Source organism: Methylomonas sp. EFPC1, assembly GCF_016925515.1.
Taxonomy (GTDB): domain Bacteria; phylum Pseudomonadota; class Gammaproteobacteria; order Methylococcales; family Methylomonadaceae; genus Methylomonas; species Methylomonas defluvii.
In genome coordinates, this window is the sequence record NZ_CP070494.1 from 607,158 (window position 1) to 627,896 (window position 20,739).

Below are 20,739 nucleotides of genomic sequence, written 5' to 3' on the forward strand. Positions count from 1 at the left end.
TGTTATGATTCAGTTTATGTTGCCGAAGGGCAAATTTTTTTGGTGCCAATATTGTTGCGTGCTAAAACTACCTTAGTTTATGGAAAAACGGAATATCAAATCTCTAATTCGAGAGCGAGGAATATCTGATCGTCAACTTTAAATTTTGTTTAATGGCTTATTCAAGATCGGCTGGATTTCTTGGAAGTTTAGATGGTATCGAGGCGTTATGAAAAATGCGCTGATTTCCCTCCTATTACCTAGCCGCGGCCGCTTGCAACGCGCCAACGACTTTTTACAAAGCGTTCTCGAGAATAGCGAGTATCCGGAATATGTGGAAGTTATTGTTTACCTGGACGAGGATGATTTTGCTAGCCACTCGATGGAATGCCCCGGGTTAACCATTAAACGTATTATAGGACCTCGGGCAACCATGGGCGCCTACAATACCGCCTGTTATGAAATGGCGCGTGGAGATATTATCGTTCTTGCCAACGACGATATGATTATTCGCACTCGTGGTTGGGACAGCATAATACGCCAATTACATGACAGTATTCCGGATCGTATCTATCTTGCCTATGGAAACGATTTATTTAAGAAAGGAAATCTTTGCACATTCCCTATCCTTTCCCGAAAAACTTGCGAGATTTTAAGAGAGCCTTTTCCAATGATTTATAAAGGTGCCTTCATCGATTATCACCTTATGGACATTTTTAAGCGTTTGGAGAAACTGGGCCTTAAACGTATTCGCTATTTACCTGAGCTTATATTCGAGCATATGCATTATCGGGCAGGAAAGGCGCCCATGGATGATACCTACCGGCAGCGAGGAAGGTTTGCCGATGATGGCGATTTCTTGTCGCTAATCACCATGCGGGCAAATGGTGCCAGAGCATTATCTGAAGTGAGTCAGAAGGAAACAGTGCCGGCCGCTTTGGATGATTGTGTTCCGAGTTCAGTGCCTCATGGAATGCTGGGTGTCGCAAGCTATATCACACGTTTTATTTTTTTGGATAAAGGTTTGCCGTTGCGCTGGCGCTTATCGTTATGGATATGGTTTTTGGGCAGGCAGCTGGCCGCTCACGGTTTGCTGAAACCGTTTGTTTGACGGGTTAGCCGTTCTATGACGAAAACTTACGCAAAACCTGCATTGTTCCTGGATCGCGACGGTATTATCAACGTCGAAAAGAATTACGTCCACCGTATCGAAGATTTTGAATTTGTTGACGGCATTTTCGACCTATGCCGTCTGGCAACCCGCTTGGGCTTGGTGTTGGTGGTGGTGACCAATCAGGCCGGCATCGGACGGGGCTTTTATACGGAAGCGCAATTTCACGCGCTTACGGCCTGGATGAGTGAGCGCTTCGCGGCGGAAGGTGCGCCGTTGGCAGCGGTGTATTTTTGTCCGTTTCATCCCGAGCACGGTGTTGGCGACTACAAACGTGAGTCTTTCGAACGCAAACCCAATCCAGGGATGATGTTGCGGGCTCGCGACGAACTTGGTTTGGATCTGTCCCGTTCCCTGCTTTTGGGCGATAAACATTCCGATATCGTTGCCGCAAAAGCGGCGGGGGTTGGCGTGACGCTGTTGCTGGGAGAGGATGCCAACGACGCCCGACCGACTGTGGCGATATATTCGCTTGCCGAGGCTTGCTCAGTTCTCGATCAGCATTATTTGAAGAGGCAACATGACGACGTTTTCTGATTTTTGCATTATCGGCGGGGGTATCGTCGGTTTCGCAACTGCACTGACGCTGCAGGAACGCCATCCCGACGCTCGCATTGTGTTGTTGGAAAAAGAGGAGATGCCCGGTCGACATCAGACCGGTCACAACAGCGGCGTCATACATGCAGGTATTTATTATGAGCCGGGGAGCCTGAAGGCGCGTCTGTGTAGGGAGGGGTTGGTGGCGACCAAGGATTTTTGCCGCGCGCATGGGATTCCCTACGACGAATGCGGCAAGCTTATCGTGGCGACTGACAGCGTGGAGCACGAACGGATCAATACACTGTACGACCGCGCGATTGCTAACGGATTGCAATTGGAACGCCTCGACGGAGCTGAGCTTGCACGCAGTGAGCCAAATATTCGTGGGATTGCTGCCTTGTATAGCCGGGAAACGGCGATTGTCGATTACGGCTTGGTATGCCGTAAAATGGCCGAACAAGTGGTGCAAGGCGGTGTGGTGGTGCGTTACGGTTTGCAGGTGGATCGTATTGAGGAGAGTACCCACCACGTTGAGGTTGGGGGCGGCGGAGAGCTCTTTCGCGCAGGCCAATTGATCGTCTGCGGCGGTTTGCAAGCCGACCGGTTGGCCCGCTTGGCAGGCCTGGATGTTGATTTTCGTATCGTGCCCTTTCGCGGCGAATATTTTCAATTGCCGCAAGCCAAAAACGCGGTCGTCAACCACCTCATTTATCCGGCGCCCGACCCGGCGCTGCCGTTCCTGGGTATTCACTTGACCCGTATGATAGACGGGAGCGTGACTGTGGGGCCAAACGCGGTGATTGGTTTCGCCCGCGAAGGCTATCCCAAGTTATCGTTTTCCCGGCGAGATTGCGCAGATTTTTTAGGATTTCCTGGGTTCTGGAAATTGATTTATCGCTACCGCCACCACGCGCAGCAAGAGTTGGTGACGTCGTTTAGCAAACGGGCTTACCTTCGGAAATGCCGCAAATATTGCCCGTCGTTAAGCGTTGAAGATTTATTGCCGTTCCGGGCGGGTATCCGTGCTCAGGTTGTTACCGATGAAGGTCAGGCCGTCCACGATTTTCTGTTTAAGCAGACCGAGCGCATGCTGCACGTCTGCAATGCACCTTCGCCGGCTGCGACTTCAGCACTTCCCATCGGCAGAATGATTGCGGAACGTTGCCAAGCCATTTAGCGGGCCTTGAATAAATGGGTTTTCATCGGCGCGGGCTGCCAATTTGCGGATTATGGTTTTATCATCCGATTTCGATTAGTTGCTTTTTGTAAAGCAACTCCCGGCGTAATAACGCCGCTTTGCGTTCCAAACCCCAGCGATAACCCGATAATTTTCCGTCAATCCTTAATACCCGGTGGCATGGTATGGCTATGGCCAAAGGATTGGCGGCGCAAGCGCTTGCCACCGCACGCGCCGAATTCGGCGAACCTATGCGCCGGGCAATCTCGCTGTAACTAGCGGTGGCACCGACAGGGATTTCCCGTAATGCCTGCCAAACGCGCTGTTGGAACGGCGTTCCGCCTGTATCCAATGTCAGCGCCAGTCCTTGCTCCGGTATGTCGATAAATTGTCGCAATGCGGCGAAAATGCGTTCGAATTCGAGTGAGCCGTCTATAAACTCCGCTTCAGGATATTTATCCTGGAAGGCTGTGGTTAAATTGTCCGGAGCATCGCCCAAGGCGATTGCGCAAACGCCGGTTGGTTTAACCGCCACTAGCAGCCAGCCCAACGAACACATCCCGGTTGCAAATAGAATTTGGTTGCCGGGTTCACCGTTATGGTTTGGAGAAATAGTATTGTTCATATTTAGTCCCATATTTATGCTGGCCTACGGCAACAGTGTTTGGCAAAATTTGCTGTTCGCATGTTACTTAACAAAATAATGAAAAAATTACTGAATCAAAGCTTTTTAACCAACTTTATCTCCCTGCTGATTATCGCTGCCGGCTATGTCAGCCCGTTTTATCCGGAAACGCTGAAAGCAATTGGTTTTTTTGCATTTTCCGGGGCAATTACCAATTGGTTGGCTATTCATATGCTGTTCGAAAAGGTGCCGTTTTTGTATGGCTCGGGGATTATCCCGGCGCGTTTCGAAGAGTTTAAAGCATCGATCAAGGCCTTGATGATGCAGCAATTTTTCACGGTGGAAAATATCGAACAGTTTATCGAAACGGAAGAGCAGCAGGGCGGCAAGGTGTTGAATTTGCAACCTTTGTTAAATGCTGTCGATTACGACAAGGTATACGAAGGCTTGGTATCTTCCATTATGGCTTCTTCGTTTGGTGGCATGTTGTTGATGATGGGCGGCGAAGAGGCGTTATTGCCGCTAAAACAACCTTTTACCGAAAAAATGCAGCATACCCTCTCGGAAATGGTGGAGTCAGAACGGTTTAAACACGCTTTACAGCAAGGATTGAATGCGCACAAGATTGGCGAGGATTTGACCGGCAAAATCGAAATGGTGATCGACAGGCGTTTGAGCGAATTAACGCCGCAATTGGTCAAGGAAATGGTGCAATCCATCATCAAGCAACATTTGGGTTGGCTGGTGGTGTGGGGCGGCGTATTCGGTGGGATATTGGGCGCAATCTTCGGTTTTGCTTGAGCGCAGTGACGATGACGGCCATCGAACTGGCTTACGATAGTTTCGGCGAACCCGGCGACACGCCATTACTGATTGTGCATGGTTTTCTGGCCGCCTCGCGTAACTGGCGTTCGGTGGCCAAACGCCTAGCGGAGCAGCGGCATGTTTATGTGTTGGATATGCGCAACCACGGCAGTTCGCCGCATGCCGAGGTGCTGGATTATCCCAGTATGGCCGCCGACTTGTTGGCTTTTATGGATAGCCACGAGATTCCCTGTGCTCATTTACTCGGGCATAGCATGGGGGGCAAGGCGGTGATGTGGTTTGCCTTGCATCATCCAGAGCGGGTCGCTGGTTTAATCGTTGCGGACATCGCGCCGGTCAGTTATCAGCATAGCTTCGACGATCTTGTAGACGCGCTTAGCCGTTTACCAGTCGATAGCATCGGCAACCGAAAGCAGGCCGAAGAGGCGCTAGCCGAAGCGGTTCCGGATTTAGCCTACCGACAGTTTTTGCTGCAAAATCTGCTACTGAAAGACGGCAATTACTACTGGCGGATCAATCTGGATATTATTCAAAAAAATGCCCATCACATAGTCGGCTTTCCGGAAGTCGGCGAACGCCGGTTCGTCCGGTCGGTGTTATTCATCGGTGGCGGCAATTCCAAATATCTGGATGAAGAAGCGATTTATGCAGTGTTTCCGCAAGCAAAGATCGCGAAAATTCCAGATACCGGCCATTGGTTATACGTTGAGGCGCCGGATGCGTTTTGTCGCTTGGTGGAGGATTGGTTGCTGGCCGCTTAGCGCTTAAGTGCTTGATCTAGGCTGGTTTAGAACCTTGGTACACTGGCGATAAATCGCAAGGACGATAAGCTTGCTACCGCAATTTAGCTAGTTCAGTGCGGAGCGGTAACAGATGACAGATAATTCATATCAACACATTCAAGGTATCAAACGAGGCAAACTTGCGGTGCCGCTTGAGGATTTGTTGCTCACACAGGCCGAACACGGGCTCAGCGATTATTTGTCGCTTTCGCTAAGCGATTGCGGTGAATTAACCAAAGTCAGTATCACTACGACCGATGTCGAGCCGCTAACCTATTCTGCTTTTATTCGTGCCTCCGCGCCACTGGATTTTGCTGCGGTAGTGTTTGTGGCGCAGCCGGTTAAGCTGGGTGAGCTGAGCGATCATCGAACGTTGCCTGATAAAAGAAAAGCTTGTGTTAGAATCGCGCGGCTTGCACCGTTTTGGCGAGTGTTGCGGCAAAAGGGATCGCAACGCCGGCGCTGAGACGCGGCGATAGCTGATGGTTGGTACGCCGAGCCATCACACTTTTTCTTAACTTTTTATTTGAAACGCCCATGAACAAACCCAAAAAAGTTGCAATCCTCACGGCCGGCGGTTTGGCGCCTTGCCTGAACTCCGCTATCGGCAGCCTGATTGAACGCTACACAGAAATTGATCCTAGCATCGAAATTATTTGCTACCGTGGCGGCTACAAAGGCCTGCTGCTGGGTGACTCCTATGTCGTGACCGATGAAGTCCGCAAAAAAGCCGGCTTGCTGCAACGTTTCGGCGGTTCAGTGATCGGCAACAGCCGCGTCAAGCTGACCAATATCAAAGACTGCGTGAAACGCGGTTTGGTGAAAGAAGGCGAAGACCCGCAAAAAGTCGCTGCCGACCAGTTAATTAAAGACGGCGTCGATATTCTGCACACTATCGGCGGTGACGATACCAATACTGCGGCGGCCGATTTGGCGGCATTTCTGGCCAAAAACAACTACGGTCTGACCGTGATCGGTTTGCCAAAAACCGTTGATAACGACGTATTCCCGATCAAACAATCCCTGGGTGCCTGGACTGCCGCCGAACAAGGCGCACGTTACTTCATGAACGTGGTGGCCGAGAACAATTCCAACCCACGCATGCTGATCGTCCACGAAGTCATGGGCCGTAACTGTGGTTGGTTGACCGCTGCGACTGCACAGGAATACCGTAAATTGTTGGACCGCGCCGAGTGGCTGCCTGAGCTGGGCTTGTCTCGTGAATCGTATGAAGTGCATGCGGTATTCGTTCCGGAAATGGCTATCGATCTGGAAGCCGAAGCGGCGCGTTTACGCGCGGTGATGGATAAAGTCGATTGCGTGAATATCTTCGTGTCCGAAGGCGCCGGTGTGGAAGCTATCGTTGCCGAACTGCAAGCTAAAGGCCAAGAAGTGCCGCGTGATGCGTTCGGCCACATCAAGCTGGATGCAGTCAATCCGGGCAAATGGTTTGGCGAGCAATTCGCGCAAATGATCGGGGCGGAAAAAACCCTGGTGCAAAAATCCGGTTATTTCGCCCGTGCCGCGGCAGCCAACGTCGACGATATGCGTCTGATCAAATCTTGCGCTGACCTGGCCGTGGAATGTGCCTTCCGCCGCGAATCCGGCGTGATGGGCCACGACGAAGATAACGGCAACGTCTTGCGCGCTATCGAGTTTCCGCGCATCAAAGGCGGCAAACCGTTCAATATCGATACCGACTGGTTTACCGAAACGCTGGCGGCCATCGGCCAGAAAAAAGGCGGCAAAGTCGAAGTCAGCCATTAATAAAGTTTTGCTTGATCTCAGGGGCGGATTTATCCGCCCCTTTTTATTTACAGGAAGCGAATAAATTCGCCTCTACCGCCAAGTTTCACAAGCCCAATTCAGTTAAACCGGCATGATCGTCCGGTCGCCGGCCCAACGGCCAATGGAATAAACGATCATCGGCTTTAATCGGCAAATCGTTGATGCTGGCAAAGCGACGCTGCATTAATCCGTATTCGTTAAACTCCCAATTTTCGTTGCCGTAGCTGCGAAACCAGGTGCCGGCATCGTCGTGCCACTCGTAAGCGAAGCGCACCGCGATACGGTTGTCGGTAAAAGCCCATAATTCTTTGATTAGTCGATAATCCAATTCCTTGGCCCATTTGCGCTGTAAAAACTCACGAATTTGCCCGCGACCTACCGGAAACTCGGCGCGATTGCGCCAGCGGCTGTCTTCGGTATACACCTGCACGACGCGATCCGGGTCGCGGCTATTCCAGGCATCTTCCGCCATGCGGACTTTTTGTGCGGCGGTTTCAGCGGTAAAAGGCGGTAGAGGCGGTTTGCTGTCCATCGTTAAGCTCCTGACTGGGGTGAGAAAGTAAGTAGACAGATTTGTCTACTTATGGCGATGGTAGCAATTGTAGACAGACTTGTCTACAATCGAAACATGATCTCTGATTCCATCACCATTCTGTCGGACCGCCCGCCTCGAGAGAGGATATTACTGGCCGCGCATGATTTGTTTTATCGCGACGGCATCCGCGCCACCGGTATCGACAAAGTAATTGCCGAGTCCGGGGTAACGAAAGTGACGTTCTATCGTTATTTTCCCAGCAAGAATGATTTGATCCGGGCGTTTTTGACCTATCGGCACGAAGGCTGGATGGCCTGGTTTACAGACGCTTTACAGCGGCACGGCGGCCGGCCGAGCGGTGGCTTAATCCCGCTGGTAGCCACGCTGGAGGAATGGTTTCGCAAGCCTATTTATCGCGGCTGCGCGTTTATCAATACCGTCGCCGAATTGGGCGGTGTGTTGCCTGATGTGCTGGAAATTTGCTACCAGCATAAACAAGATATGGTGCGGGTAATTGCCGAACTGTTGCCGGACGGCCTAAACCGGCAGCAGTTGGCGAATGCGGCTGCGGTGGCGATAGACGGCGCGATTGTTAAAGCGCAGCTGGAAGCGCCAGAGGTCGCGGAAAAGCAGTCCCTGAAAAGCTTGGAGACGCTATTAGTTGCACTGAATGCCTTCGCGCAATCAACGCCGGCGGTTAAAGCGCCGAACGACTAGTTTTTCCAGGCCTATCGCTACGTAAATAACTGAGCTAACCCCCAAAATCAACAGCCACTCCTCCCGACCGATTGCCTCGCTGCCGAATAAGGCCTGCATCGTTGGCCAATAGGTAAACAGCAGTTGCAGCAAAATCATGCTGACGACACCAAAAATCAGCCATAAATTGGAAAAAACGCCGACTCGGAACATCGAGTAATTTAGCGAGCGACAGTTGAATAGGTAAAACAATTCGCCAAACACAAACACATTGACGGCGACTGTGCGGGCCTTAGCTAGGGTTGCGTTTTGCGATAGTTCCCATTCAAACAAGCCGAACGCGCCGGCCAGCAACAACAGGCCGACCAGACAGATACGAAACATTAGGCGTTTGGTCAGGATAGCTTGCTTGGGATTGCGTGGCTTATGGAGCATCAGACCCGGTTCCTTGGGTTCGAAAGCCAACATTAAACCCAGCAGTACTGCGGTGGTCATATTGATCCAGAGAATTTGCAGGGGGGTAATCGGCAACGCCACATTGGCGAACACCGCGGCGGTAATCACCAGGCCCTCACCGAGATTGGTCGGTAAGGTCCAGGCGATGAATTTGACCAGATTGTCGAACACGCCGCGGCCTTCTTCGACGGCGGCTTCGATGGTGGCGAAATGATCGTCAGTCAGCACCATGGCCGCCGCTTCTTTGGCGACTTCGGTGCCGCCCATGCCCATCGCCACGCCGATGTTGGCTTGCCGTAGTGCCGGGGCATCGTTGACGCCGTCGCCGGTCATGGCTACCACGTGACCGTTGGCCTGCAAGGCTTGCACCAATTGCAACTTTTGCTCCGGCGCGATGCGGGCAAAGACATCGCAGTCTTTGACGTGTTTGCGATAGTCAGCTTCGCTGTAGTGTTGCAAGTCGGCGCCGCTGATCACACGTTCGGTATGGCGCATGTTGAGCTGCTTAGCGATGGCCAGCGCGGTGACGGGATGGTCGCCAGTGATCATCTTCACCGAGATGCCGGCCTTATAACAGGCGGCAATGGCTCGGGCAGCTTCGGGGCGGGGTGGATCGATCATGGCTTGCAAGCCCAAAAAGGTCAGGCCGCCACCCACTTCGCGATGTTCAACCGCATCGTCATCATGCTCAGCGCGCGCAAATGCCAGGACTCTCAAGCCTTGTGCGGCAAACGCTTCAGCTTGCTGGTTCAGGCAGTCTCTATCCAGTGGTACGAGTTGCATATCGGCGGAAAAGGCCTTGTCGCAGCGCTGTAACAGGCTTTCCAGCGAGCCTTTTAAATAAATATGCCGGGCGTCTTCGGCCAGGTTGTGATGCAGAGTGGCCATGAATTGGTACGCGGATTCGAACGGAATGGCGTCCAGGCGCGGATGGTCGCCGCTGACGCTGGCTTGATGCAGACCGGCTTTGTGGGCGGCTACCAGCAAGGCGGCCTCGGTAGGGTCGCCTTCGATACGCCAGTTGTCGGTGTCGGCGATTAATCGGGCGTCGTTGCACAGCAGGCCGGCTTTTAAACATTCCATTAGTGCTGGTTTAAGGGACGGGTCGACCGCTTGGTTATGGCTGGTAAATTCACCGTCCGGCGTGTAGCCGCTGCCGCTGACCTCGAATATTTCACCGCCTGCTTGCACGAATTGCACGGTCATTTGGTTTTGCGTCAAGGTGCCGGTCTTGTCGGAGCAAATCACCGTGGTGCTGCCCAGGGTTTCCACCGCCGGCAGTTTGCGGATGATGGCGTTGCGTTTGGCCATACGCGAGACGCCGATAGCCAGCGTAATCGTCAGCGCCGCGGGCAGACCTTCCGGGATGGCGCCGACAGCCAACGCCACGGAGGCCATGAACATGTCCAACATGGTTTCACCGCGCCAGACGCCGACCGCAAAGGTAATGGCCGCGCAGCCGACGATCACCCAGAGCAACAATTGACTGAATTGGCTCATTTTTAGCGTTAGCGGCGTTTCCAGCGGTTCGGCGCTGCCGATCAGCTTGTTGATGCGGCCAATCTCGGTGTTATCGCCGGTACTGACTACCACGGCCAGTGCACTGCCGTAACTGACCAGCGTCGAGGAATACGCCATATTGGCGCGATCAGCCAATAAGGTGGCCGAGGGTAGAGTCTGTGCCTGCTTTTCCACCGGTACCGATTCGCCGGTTAGCGCGGATTCGTCGATTTTCAGTTCGCGGCTTTGCAAGAGGCGCAGATCGGCAGGCACCTTGTCGCCGGATTGCAGGAATACCAAATCGCCGGGAACTAACTCGGCAGCAGCAATACTTCGGCGCTGGCCGTCACGCAGGACGTTGCTGCTGATATTCAAGGTCTGAGCCAGGGCGTTAATGGCTTTCAGCGCGTTCGCTTCCTGAACGAAGCCGATCACCGCATTGATAATGACCACACCGAAGATGACGCTACTGTCGGTCCATTCCTCTAAAAAAGCGGTGGTGGCCGCGGAAAACAGCAGGATGTAGATCAAGGGCTGATGAAATTGCGCCAATAGCAAAAGCAAAGGGCCTTTGCCGCGGCGAGCGGTCAGGCGGTTGGCGCCGCTAGTCGCTCGGCGTTTTTGCGCTTCCTCGCTGCTCAGGCCTTGACCCAGCTCTACGCCGAAATGCGTTAATACGGTTTCCGGCGTTTGGCTGTGCCAGTTGGCTTTAGGGTAATGGTCCATATGCTCAGATTGATAGTTGAAAATGGCGTTGGCGTAGTTGCCCCAAGGCTAAATTAGCCTGAGGTTAAAACCATAAGTTGACAAAGAATACTTTGTGCTTGTTCCCTAAAAGGGATGGGGTTATAGTCCATTCCCGAGGTCTATGGCCTCATTCTAAATTAAAATAAAAACAAATAGTTGGAGGTATATATGGGCGGAGTTATCGAATTAGTGGTGTTGATGTTGATTATTGCCATCTTCGCTTTCGCACCGTTGGGGTATTTCATTTACATGTACACCATGAAGAATGGCGAACCGTTCGGCGACATCGAGCCGCACGGCGATAGCGATTCGGCGCTATTGAGAAATGTCAGCAAAGCCATTCTGATGGTTAAAGGCAAACTGGGAAAAAATTAATTACGTCTTATTTGCCAGCAATAGAAAGCCGGGATTAGCCCGGCTTTTTTGTGCGGATTAGCTTATTTCGCGCCGCAGCTCGGGCAATGTGGGTTTTTCTTCAAGCGCATGCTATGCCATTCCATACTCAGGCCGTCCAGCAACAGCAAGCGGCCTGTTAATGTGCTGCCGGTACCGACCAGTAGTTTGATCGTCTCCAAGGCCTGTATGCTGCCGACGATGCCGGTGATCGGCGCAATCACGCCATTGCGGGCGCAATTTTGCAATTCCTCGCCGTCGCTTTGATAAAGACAGTTATAGCACGGGCTATCGTTTAACCCAGGGGTAAATACGCTGACTTGACCCTCAAAGCGGATCGCCGCGCCGGAAACCAGAGGGGTTTGCCGGTCGACACATGCCTTGTTAATGGCAAACCGGGTAGTGAAATTATCGCTGCAGTCCAGCACCACATCCGCCTCCGTCACTTCTTTAAGTAATTGCTCGTCAGCCAGACGTTGCTTGTGAGCAAACACTTTTACGCCCGGATTAATTTTTTCCAAAGTCTGCTGGGTTGAAATAACTTTATCCAACCCTATATCGGCTGTGTTGTGAGCGATCTGGCGTTGCAAGTTGGTTAAATCGACTTGATCGTCGTCGTAGACGGTGATCTGGCCGACACCGGCCGCAGCCAGGTACATTGAGGCAGGCGAGCCCAAACCGCCGGCACCGACGATTAATACTTTGGCATCGAGCAATTTTTGCTGACCGGCAATATCGATTTGCGGCAGCATGATTTGCCGGCTGTAACGGAGTAATTGTTCGTCGTTCATAGTGTGTATGGCTTGGGTAAGGCGCAGATGATGCCAAAGAGCTTGACAGAGTGCAAAAGCCGGATATTATTAGCACTCGTTGCTAGAGAGTGCTAATAAAACTGAGGCCGCTTAAAAGCTCGCTTCCTCCGTAAGGGGTAGCTGTTTTTTAAATTGCTTTACACAGTTTTTAACCTTTAACTTTATCTACATTAAGGAGACATTGATGAAAATTCGTCCGTTACATGACCGTATCGTCGTAAAACGTGTTGAGGAAGAAACCAAAACCGCAGGCGGCATCGTGTTGCCGGGTTCAGCTGCTGAAAAACCTAGCGAAGGCGAAGTATTGGCAGTAGGTTCAGGTAAACCGTTAGATAACGGCCAAGTACGTGCCTTGGAAGTTAAAGTTGGCGACAGAGTACTGTTTGGCAAATATTCCGGCACCGAAGTTAAAGTCGATGGCGAGCAATACATCGTCATGCGCGAAGAAGACATCATGGGTGTTTTGGGTTAATCCCAATTCCTTCGACACACTCTTTTTCAATTTAACCAATATCTCAGGAATAAGAAATGGCAGCAAAAGACGTAAAATTTGGTGGTGACGCTCGTGCACTGATGGTGCAAGGCGTTAACGTTCTGGCTAACGCAGTAAAAGTTACTTTGGGTCCTAAAGGCCGTAACGCTGTATTGGATAAAAGCTTCGGCGCGCCAACCATCACCAAAGACGGTGTATCGGTTGCAAAAGAAATCGAATTGAAAGACAAATTCGAAAACATGGGCGCGCAAATGGTGAAGGAAGTTGCCTCTAAAACTTCCGACGTAGCCGGCGACGGTACTACCACTGCGACTGTTTTGGCTCAAGCAATCGTTAACGAAGGCTTGAAGTCAGTTGCAGCGGGCATGAACCCAATGGACCTGAAACGCGGTATCGATCTGGCAGTCACTACAGCGGTTGCAGCGATTGAAAAAGCCGCTACACCTTGCAGCGATAGCAAAGCGATCGCGCAAGTAGGTACCATCTCTGCTAACTCCGACGAATCAGTGGGTGCGATCATTGCCGAAGCGATGGAAAAAGTCGGTAAAGAAGGCGTGATTACTGTTGAAGAAGGCACTGGTCTGAACAACGAACTGGACGTTGTCGAAGGTATGCAGTTCGACCGTGGCTACTTGTCGCCGTACTTCATCAACAAACAAGAAAGCATGAGCGTCGAATTGGACGATCCTTTCGTCCTGTTGTACGACAAAAAAATCTCCAACATTCGCGAAATGTTGCCGATTCTGGAAGGCGTGGCTAAATCCGGCCGCTCTTTATTGATCATCGCGGAAGACGTAGAAGGCGAAGCCTTGGCAACTTTGGTTGTCAACAACATGCGCGGTATCGTTAAAGTGGCTGCGGTTAAAGCACCTGGTTTCGGTGACCGTCGTAAAGCCATGCTGGAAGACATCGCAGTTCTGACTGGCGGCGTGGTGATTTCTGAAGAAGTAGGTCTGTCTTTGGAAAAAGCTGACATCAGCCAATTGGGTACTGCAAAACGTGTCCAAATCAACAAAGAAAACACCACTATCATCGATGGTGCTGGCAACGAAGATCAAATCAAAGGCCGCGTCGCGCAAATCCGCGCTCAAGCCGACGAAGCGACCTCCGATTACGATCGTGAAAAATTACAAGAGCGTCTGGCCAAATTGGCTGGCGGTGTAGCGGTCATCAAAGTCGGCGCTGCGACCGAAGTAGAAATGAAAGAGAAGAAAGCTCGCGTTGAAGACGCGCTGCATTCAACTCGCGCCGCGGTTGAAGAAGGCGTAGTTGCCGGCGGCGGGACTGCGCTGATCCGCGCATTGTCTGCTCTGGACGGCCTGAAAGGTATCAACCACGACCAAGACGTAGGTATCAGCATCCTGCGTCGTGCTATGGAAGAGCCTTTGCGTCAAATCGTCAGCAACGCCGGCGATGAAGCGTCTGTAGTTCTGAATGAAGTTAAAAAAGGCACCGGTAACTTCGGTTACAACGCGGCAACCGGCGAATACGGCGACATGATCGCGATGGGTATTCTGGACCCAGCGAAAGTGACCCGTTCCGCGCTGCAAAACGCGGCTTCAGTGGCAGGCTTGATGATCACCACGGAAGTGATGATTGCTGATGCGCCATCCGACAATAAAGCCCCTGCAATGCCTGATATGGGCGGCATGGGTGGCATGGGCGGCATGATGTAATCGCCTTCGGCCTCGGCCTGAAAACCCCGGTTGCCGCAAGGTGCCGGGGTTTTTTATTGTCTGGCGCTTTGGGTGTGGAACGGTTTACGATGGTGTGCAGCACTATAGATTGATTTTTGCCGCGAAACATTCGATAACGGCATCAGCAAATTATTCACAGCTCGAAGCCATTAACTATGACCAACGATTTTTCGATTCTGATCGCTGACGACAATGAAATCAATCTATGGCTGTTACGCGAACAGTTGGAATACTGGACGACCAATATCACCTCGGCAAAAGACGGGCGGGAGGCCTGGCAATTGTTGCAAGAACGCCGCTACGACTTCATCTTTCTGGATGTGAACATGCCGTTTTTGAGTGGTTTCGATGTCGCCGCCAATTTGCGCGGCACCGAAAACTACAATCGGCAAACGCCGGCAGTCGCCGTCACGGCTCACGCGCAAAATCAGCAGCAGGAACGGGCAATCGCCGCCGGGTTCAACGAATGTTTGGTCAAGCCGGTTCGCCTTTACCAGTTGGAGCAATTGCTGGTGCGTTGGCGGCAACATGAGCCGGTGAACGCCGAGTATTATGCCGGGCAACTTTTGCGCAAAGCCCAGCATAACCGGCAGTTGAGCCAAGTCTTGATGGGCAAATTATTTGAGCAGTTGCCGGGATTAATACTCGACATCGAGCGGGCCTTGGACAATCGATTGCTGCAACAGGCGTGGGATTTGAACCATAAACTGCATGGCACCTTTTGTTTTTACGATTTTGCCGATTGCCTGGCGGTCGTCGAGAACTTGCAAAAAGCGTTGGTACAAGCCGACGCAGAGTTGGCGCAACAGCGCTTTAATACAATGAAAATTAAGCTGATTCGGCTGTTGGATAACCAGGATCAAGTTCTGAAGTGTCTCGGTGACGATGACCCCATATTATGATCAAGGTGACACTGGCGTGGCTCTAATTTGGCTGCTTTTATCGGCTGCGGCGCTTTGGCGTTCGACGCGCCCGCGCAAATGATGCAAACTGCACCCTACATTCCAAAGTAAAGACAAGGTGGCTTTTATGAATACAGACCCCTGCACTTACGTCATTTTCGGTGCTACCGGCAATTTGGCGCGCTTGAAGCTGATGCCGGGCTTCTATCATCTGGAATTGGAAAAAAAACTGCCGGAAGGCACACGTATCCTGGCGGTGGGCCGCCGTCCCTGGGATAGAGCAACCTGGCTGGCCGAAGTGAAGGCCTTGCTGCTAGAGCAGGCCAATACGCCGATGGACGAGGCCGTATTCAACCGTTTTGCCGAACGGCTGGATTATCATCGCGGCGATCTCGACCAGCCGGAATGCTATAAATCCCTGGCGGAAACGCTAAATGCTCAACCGCGATTTTCCCGCAATATGGCCTTCTATCTGGCCATAGGTCCCAGTGATTTCGGCAATGTCATCGAGTCCTTGAGCCAGGTGGAGTTGCTGAACGAAGAATACGGCTGGCGACGAGTAGTGATCGAAAAGCCATTTGGTTACGATCTGGAGAGTGCACAGGCCTTGCAAAAACGTCTGAGCCGCTATTTAAGCGAAGACCAGATTTACCGCATCGACCATTATCTGGGTAAGGGCATGGTGCAGAACGTCTTGGTGTTTCGTTTCGCCAACGTGATGCTGGAACCCTTGTGGAATCGCAATTACATCGACCATGTGCAGATCACGCATTCCGAAGAACTGGGCATAGGTAGCCGCGGCGAGTATTACGATAGCGCCGGGGCGATGCGCGACATGCTGCAAAGCCATCTGTTACAGCTGTTAACCTTGGTGGCGATGGAGCCGCCGGTGTCCATGGACGCCGAATCGCTGCGCGACGAAAAAGTCAAAGTGCTGAAGTCCATTCGGCCGATCCCGAAATCGGCTGTGCATGCACATGCCTTTCGCGGCCAATATGCCCGCGGCAATATCGAAGGTCAAAAAGTGGGCGGTTACCTGGAGGAAGCCAATATTCCCGCTGACAGCAGTACCGAAACTTATGCGGCCATGAAATTGTTGATCGACAACTGGCGCTGGCGTGGCGTGCCGTTTTACTTGCGCACCGGCAAGCGCATGGCCAAGGGCCAATCCTCGATTTCGATCTGCTTTCGCCACCCGCCGTTTCAGTTTTTCCGCGATACCCATGTGCAGTGCATGACGCCGAACTGGATATTGCTGGGGATTCAGCCGGAAGAATGCATCCGCATCGAAATGACCGTTAAAGAGCCGGGTCTGGAAATGCGTACCCGCACTACCAGCCTGGATGCCAGCTTCCGCAATCCCGACGAACGCCGCGTGGATGCCTACGAAGATTTGTTATTGGATGTGATGAAGGGCGACCGTTCGCTATTTTTGCGTTTCGACGAAGTGGAATACGCCTGGCGCATCGTCGATCCCATTCTGCAAAATTGGGTGACCGAGCGGGACTATATCGCCACCTATCCGGCTGGTTCCTGGGGGCCGGAAGAAAGCCGCCGCTTGTTCGAGAAGGAAGACCAGTACTGGCGCAGTTCCTTGATGCCGGAGTGTCAGCCGTAATCGGTTTTTGGTTGCGTAACGCTGTTGCCTAGCCGCGTTTCATATATTAAGTACTGATTTGTTTGGAGAAATTGGTGCTTAATATGGATTAGCTTCTCAGGTTTTATTGAGCGGATTGATGATGTGCGTTATGGATTGCAGTAGTCGCAATTGCCCGCCGCAGCAAATTGTTCCTCTCGATCAATCAAAATTTGCTGCGTGCATCGCACACAAGCAATGATATCCGCCTTGGCTTGCTCAGTGGCTTGTCCGCAATCCTCGCAAGGTAAGCCGCGGACTACGCCAGATTTGGCAAAGCCGGGCGCGCCACAAGCGGGACAGAGCGAACTTAATTTTTCCACCAAAGCTGCGGCTGCGCGGCGAATGTTGAGCATACGTGTCGGATTGGCGAATGCGCGCATATCGGTTTCGATGAAAACTTTCCCGGTTAGGGATAAAGATAAAGCCCAATCCACGGCCTCCTGAAAAGCGTCCCAAGTCGACAAGTCCTTACGAAACTGCGGGTGATGTTCATCATCCGGTCGCACGATCAAATGGTGTTCGGGAAACCCCGCAGATTCGGCGAAGTGTTTCGCCTCTTTAAAGTCGGGGACGGTTTTGTGGGAAAAGTTGGTATGCCCGGATGCGGTCGCGATCACTTCTATACCCAAACCGTCGTCAATCCACAGCAACAACTCCAGATTATGCGGCAGCATGAACGAGACCGGGTCCGGCCCAAACGCCCCTTCACTCGCCAAACCTATCGACAGGCGGGAGAGTTGCATACCCATTCTTGCTTTGGCGCGCGCGGCGTCAAGCTGACTGCCAATGCGGGCGATGTCTCGGGTAAAGGTGCCAAACTGGTCAGTATCATAGTCACTGACATGCTGAATCCGGCAGCCCAAACCGGCACCTAGCACTTCGCGCAATGGCGCTTCTTTGCCATGTTGGGTCAGTAAGGCCACGCTTTGCCCCCGATACACCGAAACATTAGCGCTTACTGTTCGGCTTAAATCCTCGTAAAGCTTGGTTGTCGTCATAGGCTTGTGGGGGTAGGTTAGACCAACGCGCTGTAATCGGATTTTCTGTCGGGCTCATTCATCCGCCTGCCAAAATAGGAAATAGCTCAGTCAAGCCGCCGGCGATAAATTCGACGGCGGTCGAGGTCAATAACAAGCCCATGACCCGCGTCACCACGTTCATGCCGGTTTGGCCCATCAAGGCGATGATGCGCGGTGCTAGCAGCAGGATGAGCAGCACGATGACACTGACGGATACGATCACGCCGCTGAACAACAAATAATGCGCCAAGGACAAATCGCGATGGGCGTAGACGATGGTGGTGCTGATGGCGCCAGGCCCCGCCAACAACGGAATCGCCAAGGGCACCACCGCGACCGAGGCCTTTTCGTGCGACTCGGCGTCTTCTTCCGGTGTGTGCCGAGAACGATCATCGCTGACTCGCAGCATCGATATGCCCATCAACAGCAACAACAGACCACCGGCCACCCGAAACGCAGGCAGGCCGATGCCGAAGAAATTCAGGATAGGCTCTCCGGCCAGCAGCGAGGTGAACAACACCATCGCCACCGCAAATGCGGTGGTCATTGCTGTCTGCAGACGTTGCCCAGGTGATTTTGTCGAAGTCAACGACAGAAAAATCGGCATGGCACTGATCGGATTGACTACGGAAATCAAGCCGGCGAGCAATTGCACATATTCGTTCCAATTCATTTGGGGGATTCCTGTTTGTAGACCCTATAGCGTTAGATAATCACGCCGGCCGCTACCGTGTGCAACGATACCGGATCGATGATAATGAAACTGCCGGTGGTGCGGTTATCGACATACGCATCGACTAACAGTGGCTGTTGCAATTTCAGTTTGACCCGCAGGATGTCGTTCATGACCGCCGTTTCCGGGGTGGCCTGGTGGTCCAGCGTATTGACGTCAACCCGGTAACTTAACTCTTCGAAGAAAGCATTAACGGTGCGGGTGGTATGTTTAACCAGGTACTTACCCCGCGCTTGCAGTGGCTGCTCGGACAACCAGCACATATCGGCGGTGAGTGTCTTGACGACCCGCGGAGGCTGAACGGGGCTGGATAGCATATCGCCGCGCGAAATGTCGATTTCACTATCCAGCGCCACTACCACCGCGCGATCTACGCTTGCCACGGCCAATGACTGTTCGGCCACATGCAAGCCCTTGATAAGCGCCCGCTGGCCGGTCGGCCACACCGCTACTTCATCGCCAATGTGCAGCTGTCCCGAAGCCAGTGCGCCTTGATAACCGCGAAATTCCGTATCGCTTGCTCCGTTGGCGGCATTGCCCAGCATCACCCGCACCACACGCTGCACCGGTAGCCTTAGCGGGGCCCGCTCGGCATCGCGCCGGGCCGGGACGGCTTCCAAGTATTCGAGCAAACTGGGACCGTGATACCAAGGAATCGCCTCCGCGCGCGTTGTCACGTTGGTACCGTTTAAAGCCGATAGCGGAATGGCTTGCACGTGATGACGACCCAAGGCGCTGACAAAGGTGTTGAACGCATCCACAATGCCTTGATATACCGCAGGTTGCCAATCCACCAAATCCATTTTGTTCACTGCCAGCACTAACTCGCGGATACCGAGTAAATGTGCCAGATAGGCGTGGCGGCGGGTCTGGGTGGTGACGCCTTTCCTGGCGTCGACCAACAAAATCGCCGAGTCGGCGCTGGAGGCGGCGGTGACCATGTTGCGGGTATATTGCTCGTGGCCGGGCGCATCACCGATGATGAATTTACGCCGCGATGTGGCGAAATAGCGGTAGGCCACATCAATCGTAATGCCTTGTTCCCGCTCAGCGATCAAACCATCGGTCAACAGCGACCAATCGATAGCCGCCAGCCCGCGCTTTTGCGAAGTGGCTTGAATCGCCGCCAATTGATCCGCGGCGACGTTGCCGGTGTCGTACAACAAGCGACCGATCAGCGTGCTCTTGCCGTCATCGACGCTGCCGGCGGTGATAAACCGCAGCAGGCCGGAATTAGCGGGTTGCACGGTCTCGTCAAATTGGCTTTCAAGTGTCACATAGCTAGGTGCGTTCATCAGAAATACCCCTCTTTTTTACGTTGTTCCATCGCCGCATCGGAGGCGCGGTCGTCCAGGCGGGTCGCGCCACGTTCGGTCAGCAGGCATTGGGCGGTTTCGGCGATGATGTCGGCAACGTTACCGGCTGACGATGCCACCGGCGCGGTGCAGGAAATATCGCCGACGGTGCGGAAACGGCAGCTGATGGTTTCCACGGTGTCGCCGGCCTGGGCCGGTGTCAGATGCGTTACCGGCACCAGAATGTCGCCGCGCCGCACCACTTCACGCGGATGGGCGAAGTAAAGCGCCGGCAGTTCGATGTCTTCGCGCTGGATGTATTGCCAGACATCGAGTTCGGTCCAGTTTGAAATCGGGAATACCCGTAGATGGTCGCCCAGTGCCACGCGGGTGTTGTACAAAGACCAGAGCTCAGGGCGCTGATTTTTGGGTTCCCATTGACCGAACTCGTCGCGCACGCTGACGATACGCTCCTTGGCCCGAGCTTTCTCTTCGTCGCGTCGGGCGCCACCCAAACAGGCATCGAAACCAAATTCGGCGATTGCTTCCATCAAAGTCACCGATTGATAGGCATTGCGCGATTCCAACGCATGCCGTAAGCGTACCGAGCCTTTGCGGATCGAGTCTTCGACGCTGCGCACGTGCAACTGGCAAGCGTAGCGTTCCGCCATCCGGTCGCGATAGGCAATTACTTCATCATAGTTATGACCGGTATCGATGTGCAACAGCGCGCAGCCAATGCGCTCGGGATGAAACGCCTTGTAGGCCAGATGTAACAACACCGCCGAATCCTTGCCGCCGGAAAACAACAACACCGGATGGCGACATTCAGCAATCACCTCGCGCAGGATGAACAGCGCCTCGGCTTCCAGTAAGTCCAGGTGGTCCGCCGCTACGTGTGTCTGGTTGACGGGTGTGTTTACTTGCTCGTTCAT

At 53.0% G+C, this 20,739-nt stretch carries 21 protein-coding genes; 13 read left to right on the top strand and 8 right to left on the bottom strand.

Features of this window, described 5'->3' with window-relative positions; genetic code table 11:
* The first annotated feature begins 208 nt into the window (after window positions 1-208).
* Genes JWZ98_RS02795 through lhgO form a run of 3 tightly spaced genes read left to right on the top strand, consistent with a single transcriptional unit; the run spans window position 209 to window position 2,867 of the window.
* A complete protein-coding gene (locus JWZ98_RS02795; RefSeq protein ID WP_205453130.1) occupies window positions 209-1,090 on the top strand; it encodes a hypothetical protein in 882 nt (293 codons plus the stop codon).
* A 15-nt stretch (window positions 1,091-1,105) separates the two neighbouring features.
* A complete protein-coding gene (locus tag JWZ98_RS02800; protein ID WP_205453131.1) occupies window positions 1,106-1,687 on the top strand; it encodes an HAD family hydrolase in 582 nt (193 codons plus the stop codon).
* Window positions 1,671-2,867, top strand: coding sequence for an L-2-hydroxyglutarate oxidase (gene lhgO, locus JWZ98_RS02805; protein WP_205453133.1), 1,197 nt, complete (start codon window positions 1,671-1,673; stop codon window positions 2,865-2,867). Before JWZ98_RS02800 ends, lhgO begins: the two co-directional genes overlap by 17 nt.
* A gap of 61 nt (window positions 2,868-2,928) precedes the next feature.
* Here lhgO and JWZ98_RS02810 read toward each other — a convergent pair whose 3' ends face one another.
* The gene (locus JWZ98_RS02810; RefSeq protein ID WP_205453135.1) at window positions 2,929-3,492 is read right to left on the bottom strand and encodes a methylated-DNA--[protein]-cysteine S-methyltransferase; all 564 of its coding nucleotides are present in this window, start codon (window positions 3,490-3,492) and stop codon (window positions 2,929-2,931) included.
* Between the two features lie 78 nt (window positions 3,493-3,570).
* Here JWZ98_RS02810 and JWZ98_RS02815 point away from each other — a divergent pair, with 78 nt between their 5' ends.
* From JWZ98_RS02815 to JWZ98_RS02830, 4 genes are all read left to right on the top strand, one after another.
* Window positions 3,571-4,293 carry a hypothetical protein gene (locus JWZ98_RS02815; RefSeq protein ID WP_033156000.1) on the top strand — a complete coding sequence of 241 codons (723 nt, stop codon included), beginning with the start codon at window positions 3,571-3,573 and terminating at the stop codon, window positions 4,291-4,293.
* Window positions 4,294-4,304: 11 nt separating this feature from the next.
* A complete protein-coding gene (locus JWZ98_RS02820) occupies window positions 4,305-5,078 on the top strand; it encodes an alpha/beta fold hydrolase (RefSeq protein ID WP_205453137.1) in 774 nt (257 codons plus the stop codon).
* A 112-nt stretch (window positions 5,079-5,190) separates the two neighbouring features.
* The gene (locus tag JWZ98_RS02825; RefSeq protein WP_101052039.1) at window positions 5,191-5,565 is read left to right on the top strand and encodes a hypothetical protein; all 375 of its coding nucleotides are present in this window, start codon (window positions 5,191-5,193) and stop codon (window positions 5,563-5,565) included.
* Between the two features lie 71 nt (window positions 5,566-5,636).
* Window positions 5,637-6,866 carry a pyrophosphate--fructose-6-phosphate 1-phosphotransferase gene (locus JWZ98_RS02830; protein ID WP_205453139.1) on the top strand — a complete coding sequence of 410 codons (1,230 nt, stop codon included), beginning with the start codon at window positions 5,637-5,639 and terminating at the stop codon, window positions 6,864-6,866.
* Between the two features lie 85 nt (window positions 6,867-6,951).
* On the opposite strand, the gene JWZ98_RS02835 is transcribed toward JWZ98_RS02830, so the two are convergent.
* The gene (locus JWZ98_RS02835) at window positions 6,952-7,419 is read right to left on the bottom strand and encodes a nuclear transport factor 2 family protein (protein ID WP_205453141.1); all 468 of its coding nucleotides are present in this window, start codon (window positions 7,417-7,419) and stop codon (window positions 6,952-6,954) included.
* 96 nt (window positions 7,420-7,515) lie between these two features.
* Between JWZ98_RS02835 and JWZ98_RS02840 the strand changes: the two genes are divergently transcribed.
* Window positions 7,516-8,139 (top strand): TetR/AcrR family transcriptional regulator, encoded by a 624-nt coding sequence (locus JWZ98_RS02840; RefSeq protein WP_205453143.1) that lies wholly within the window; start codon window positions 7,516-7,518, stop codon window positions 8,137-8,139.
* On the opposite strand, the gene JWZ98_RS02845 is transcribed toward JWZ98_RS02840, so the two are convergent.
* Complete coding sequence (locus JWZ98_RS02845; RefSeq protein WP_205453145.1) at window positions 8,107-10,800, bottom strand: cation-transporting P-type ATPase; 2,694 nt, start codon at window positions 10,798-10,800, stop codon at window positions 8,107-8,109. The genes JWZ98_RS02840 and JWZ98_RS02845 overlap by 33 nt on opposite strands.
* Before the next feature lie 189 nt (window positions 10,801-10,989).
* On the opposite strand from JWZ98_RS02845, the gene JWZ98_RS02850 reads away from it, so the two are divergent.
* The gene (locus JWZ98_RS02850) at window positions 10,990-11,196 is read left to right on the top strand and encodes a hypothetical protein (protein ID WP_033156006.1); all 207 of its coding nucleotides are present in this window, start codon (window positions 10,990-10,992) and stop codon (window positions 11,194-11,196) included.
* 62 nt (window positions 11,197-11,258) lie between these two features.
* Here the strand turns inward: JWZ98_RS02850 and moeB are convergent, their stop codons facing one another.
* Window positions 11,259-12,005 (bottom strand): molybdopterin-synthase adenylyltransferase MoeB, encoded by a 747-nt coding sequence (gene moeB / locus JWZ98_RS02855; protein ID WP_205453147.1) that lies wholly within the window; start codon window positions 12,003-12,005, stop codon window positions 11,259-11,261.
* 205 nt (window positions 12,006-12,210) lie between these two features.
* Here moeB and groES point away from each other — a divergent pair, with 205 nt between their 5' ends.
* The 4 genes from groES (at window position 12,211) to zwf (ending at window position 16,736) form a co-directional block, all read left to right on the top strand.
* The gene (gene groES / locus JWZ98_RS02860) at window positions 12,211-12,498 is read left to right on the top strand and encodes a co-chaperone GroES (RefSeq protein WP_020484651.1); all 288 of its coding nucleotides are present in this window, start codon (window positions 12,211-12,213) and stop codon (window positions 12,496-12,498) included.
* Window positions 12,499-12,554: 56 nt separating this feature from the next.
* A complete protein-coding gene (gene groL, locus JWZ98_RS02865; protein WP_205453149.1) occupies window positions 12,555-14,195 on the top strand; it encodes a chaperonin GroEL in 1,641 nt (546 codons plus the stop codon).
* 176 nt (window positions 14,196-14,371) lie between these two features.
* Complete coding sequence (locus JWZ98_RS02870; protein ID WP_205453151.1) at window positions 14,372-15,118, top strand: response regulator; 747 nt, start codon at window positions 14,372-14,374, stop codon at window positions 15,116-15,118.
* A 127-nt stretch (window positions 15,119-15,245) separates the two neighbouring features.
* Complete coding sequence (gene zwf, locus JWZ98_RS02875) at window positions 15,246-16,736, top strand: glucose-6-phosphate dehydrogenase (protein ID WP_205453153.1); 1,491 nt, start codon at window positions 15,246-15,248, stop codon at window positions 16,734-16,736.
* 128 nt (window positions 16,737-16,864) lie between these two features.
* On the opposite strand, the gene JWZ98_RS02880 is transcribed toward zwf, so the two are convergent.
* Genes JWZ98_RS02880 through cysD form a run of 4 tightly spaced genes read right to left on the bottom strand, consistent with a single transcriptional unit; the run spans window position 16,865 to window position 20,739 of the window.
* Window positions 16,865-17,755 carry a DUF6671 family protein gene (locus JWZ98_RS02880; protein ID WP_205453155.1) on the bottom strand — a complete coding sequence of 297 codons (891 nt, stop codon included), beginning with the start codon at window positions 17,753-17,755 and terminating at the stop codon, window positions 16,865-16,867.
* Window positions 17,756-17,813: 58 nt separating this feature from the next.
* Window positions 17,814-18,449: a MarC family protein gene (locus tag JWZ98_RS02885; RefSeq protein WP_205453156.1), complete on the bottom strand. Its 636-nt coding sequence runs from the start codon at window positions 18,447-18,449 to the stop codon at window positions 17,814-17,816.
* Between the two features lie 32 nt (window positions 18,450-18,481).
* Window positions 18,482-19,804 (bottom strand): GTP-binding protein, encoded by a 1,323-nt coding sequence (locus JWZ98_RS02890; protein WP_205453157.1) that lies wholly within the window; start codon window positions 19,802-19,804, stop codon window positions 18,482-18,484.
* Window positions 19,804-20,739: a sulfate adenylyltransferase subunit CysD gene (cysD, locus tag JWZ98_RS02895; protein WP_205453158.1), complete on the bottom strand. Its 936-nt coding sequence runs from the start codon at window positions 20,737-20,739 to the stop codon at window positions 19,804-19,806. Before cysD ends, JWZ98_RS02890 begins: the two co-directional genes overlap by 1 nt.

Bases quoted from the DNA above. Each gene is read 5' to 3' on its own strand.
- JWZ98_RS02845 (WP_205453145.1), bottom strand. From the start codon at position 10,800: ATGGACCATTACCCTAAAGCCAACTGGCACAGCCAAACGCCGGAAACC.
- JWZ98_RS02825 (WP_101052039.1), top strand. From the start codon at position 5,191: ATGACAGATAATTCATATCAACACATTCAAGGTATCAAACGAGGCAAA.
- JWZ98_RS02820 (WP_205453137.1), top strand. From the start codon at position 4,305: ATGACGGCCATCGAACTGGCTTACGATAGTTTCGGCGAACCCGGCGAC.
- JWZ98_RS02810 (WP_205453135.1), bottom strand. From the start codon at position 3,492: ATGAACAATACTATTTCTCCAAACCATAACGGTGAACCCGGCAACCAA.
- JWZ98_RS02800 (WP_205453131.1), top strand. From the start codon at position 1,106: ATGACGAAAACTTACGCAAAACCTGCATTGTTCCTGGATCGCGACGGT.
- JWZ98_RS02850 (WP_033156006.1), top strand. From the start codon at position 10,990: ATGGGCGGAGTTATCGAATTAGTGGTGTTGATGTTGATTATTGCCATC.
- JWZ98_RS02815 (WP_033156000.1), top strand. From the start codon at position 3,571: ATGAAAAAATTACTGAATCAAAGCTTTTTAACCAACTTTATCTCCCTG.
- JWZ98_RS02835 (WP_205453141.1), bottom strand. From the start codon at position 7,419: ATGGACAGCAAACCGCCTCTACCGCCTTTTACCGCTGAAACCGCCGCA.
- JWZ98_RS02885 (WP_205453156.1), bottom strand. From the start codon at position 18,449: ATGAATTGGAACGAATATGTGCAATTGCTCGCCGGCTTGATTTCCGTA.
- JWZ98_RS02830 (WP_205453139.1), top strand. From the start codon at position 5,637: ATGAACAAACCCAAAAAAGTTGCAATCCTCACGGCCGGCGGTTTGGCG.
- JWZ98_RS02840 (WP_205453143.1), top strand. From the start codon at position 7,516: ATGATCTCTGATTCCATCACCATTCTGTCGGACCGCCCGCCTCGAGAG.
- lhgO (WP_205453133.1), top strand. From the start codon at position 1,671: ATGACGACGTTTTCTGATTTTTGCATTATCGGCGGGGGTATCGTCGGT.
- zwf (WP_205453153.1), top strand. From the start codon at position 15,246: ATGAATACAGACCCCTGCACTTACGTCATTTTCGGTGCTACCGGCAAT.
- JWZ98_RS02890 (WP_205453157.1), bottom strand. From the start codon at position 19,804: ATGAACGCACCTAGCTATGTGACACTTGAAAGCCAATTTGACGAGACC.
- JWZ98_RS02870 (WP_205453151.1), top strand. From the start codon at position 14,372: ATGACCAACGATTTTTCGATTCTGATCGCTGACGACAATGAAATCAAT.
- groES (WP_020484651.1), top strand. From the start codon at position 12,211: ATGAAAATTCGTCCGTTACATGACCGTATCGTCGTAAAACGTGTTGAG.
- groL (WP_205453149.1), top strand. From the start codon at position 12,555: ATGGCAGCAAAAGACGTAAAATTTGGTGGTGACGCTCGTGCACTGATG.
- moeB (WP_205453147.1), bottom strand. From the start codon at position 12,005: ATGAACGACGAACAATTACTCCGTTACAGCCGGCAAATCATGCTGCCG.
- JWZ98_RS02795 (WP_205453130.1), top strand. From the start codon at position 209: ATGAAAAATGCGCTGATTTCCCTCCTATTACCTAGCCGCGGCCGCTTG.
- JWZ98_RS02880 (WP_205453155.1), bottom strand. From the start codon at position 17,755: ATGACGACAACCAAGCTTTACGAGGATTTAAGCCGAACAGTAAGCGCT.
- cysD (WP_205453158.1), bottom strand. From the start codon at position 20,739: ATGAACGAGCAAGTAAACACACCCGTCAACCAGACACACGTAGCGGCG.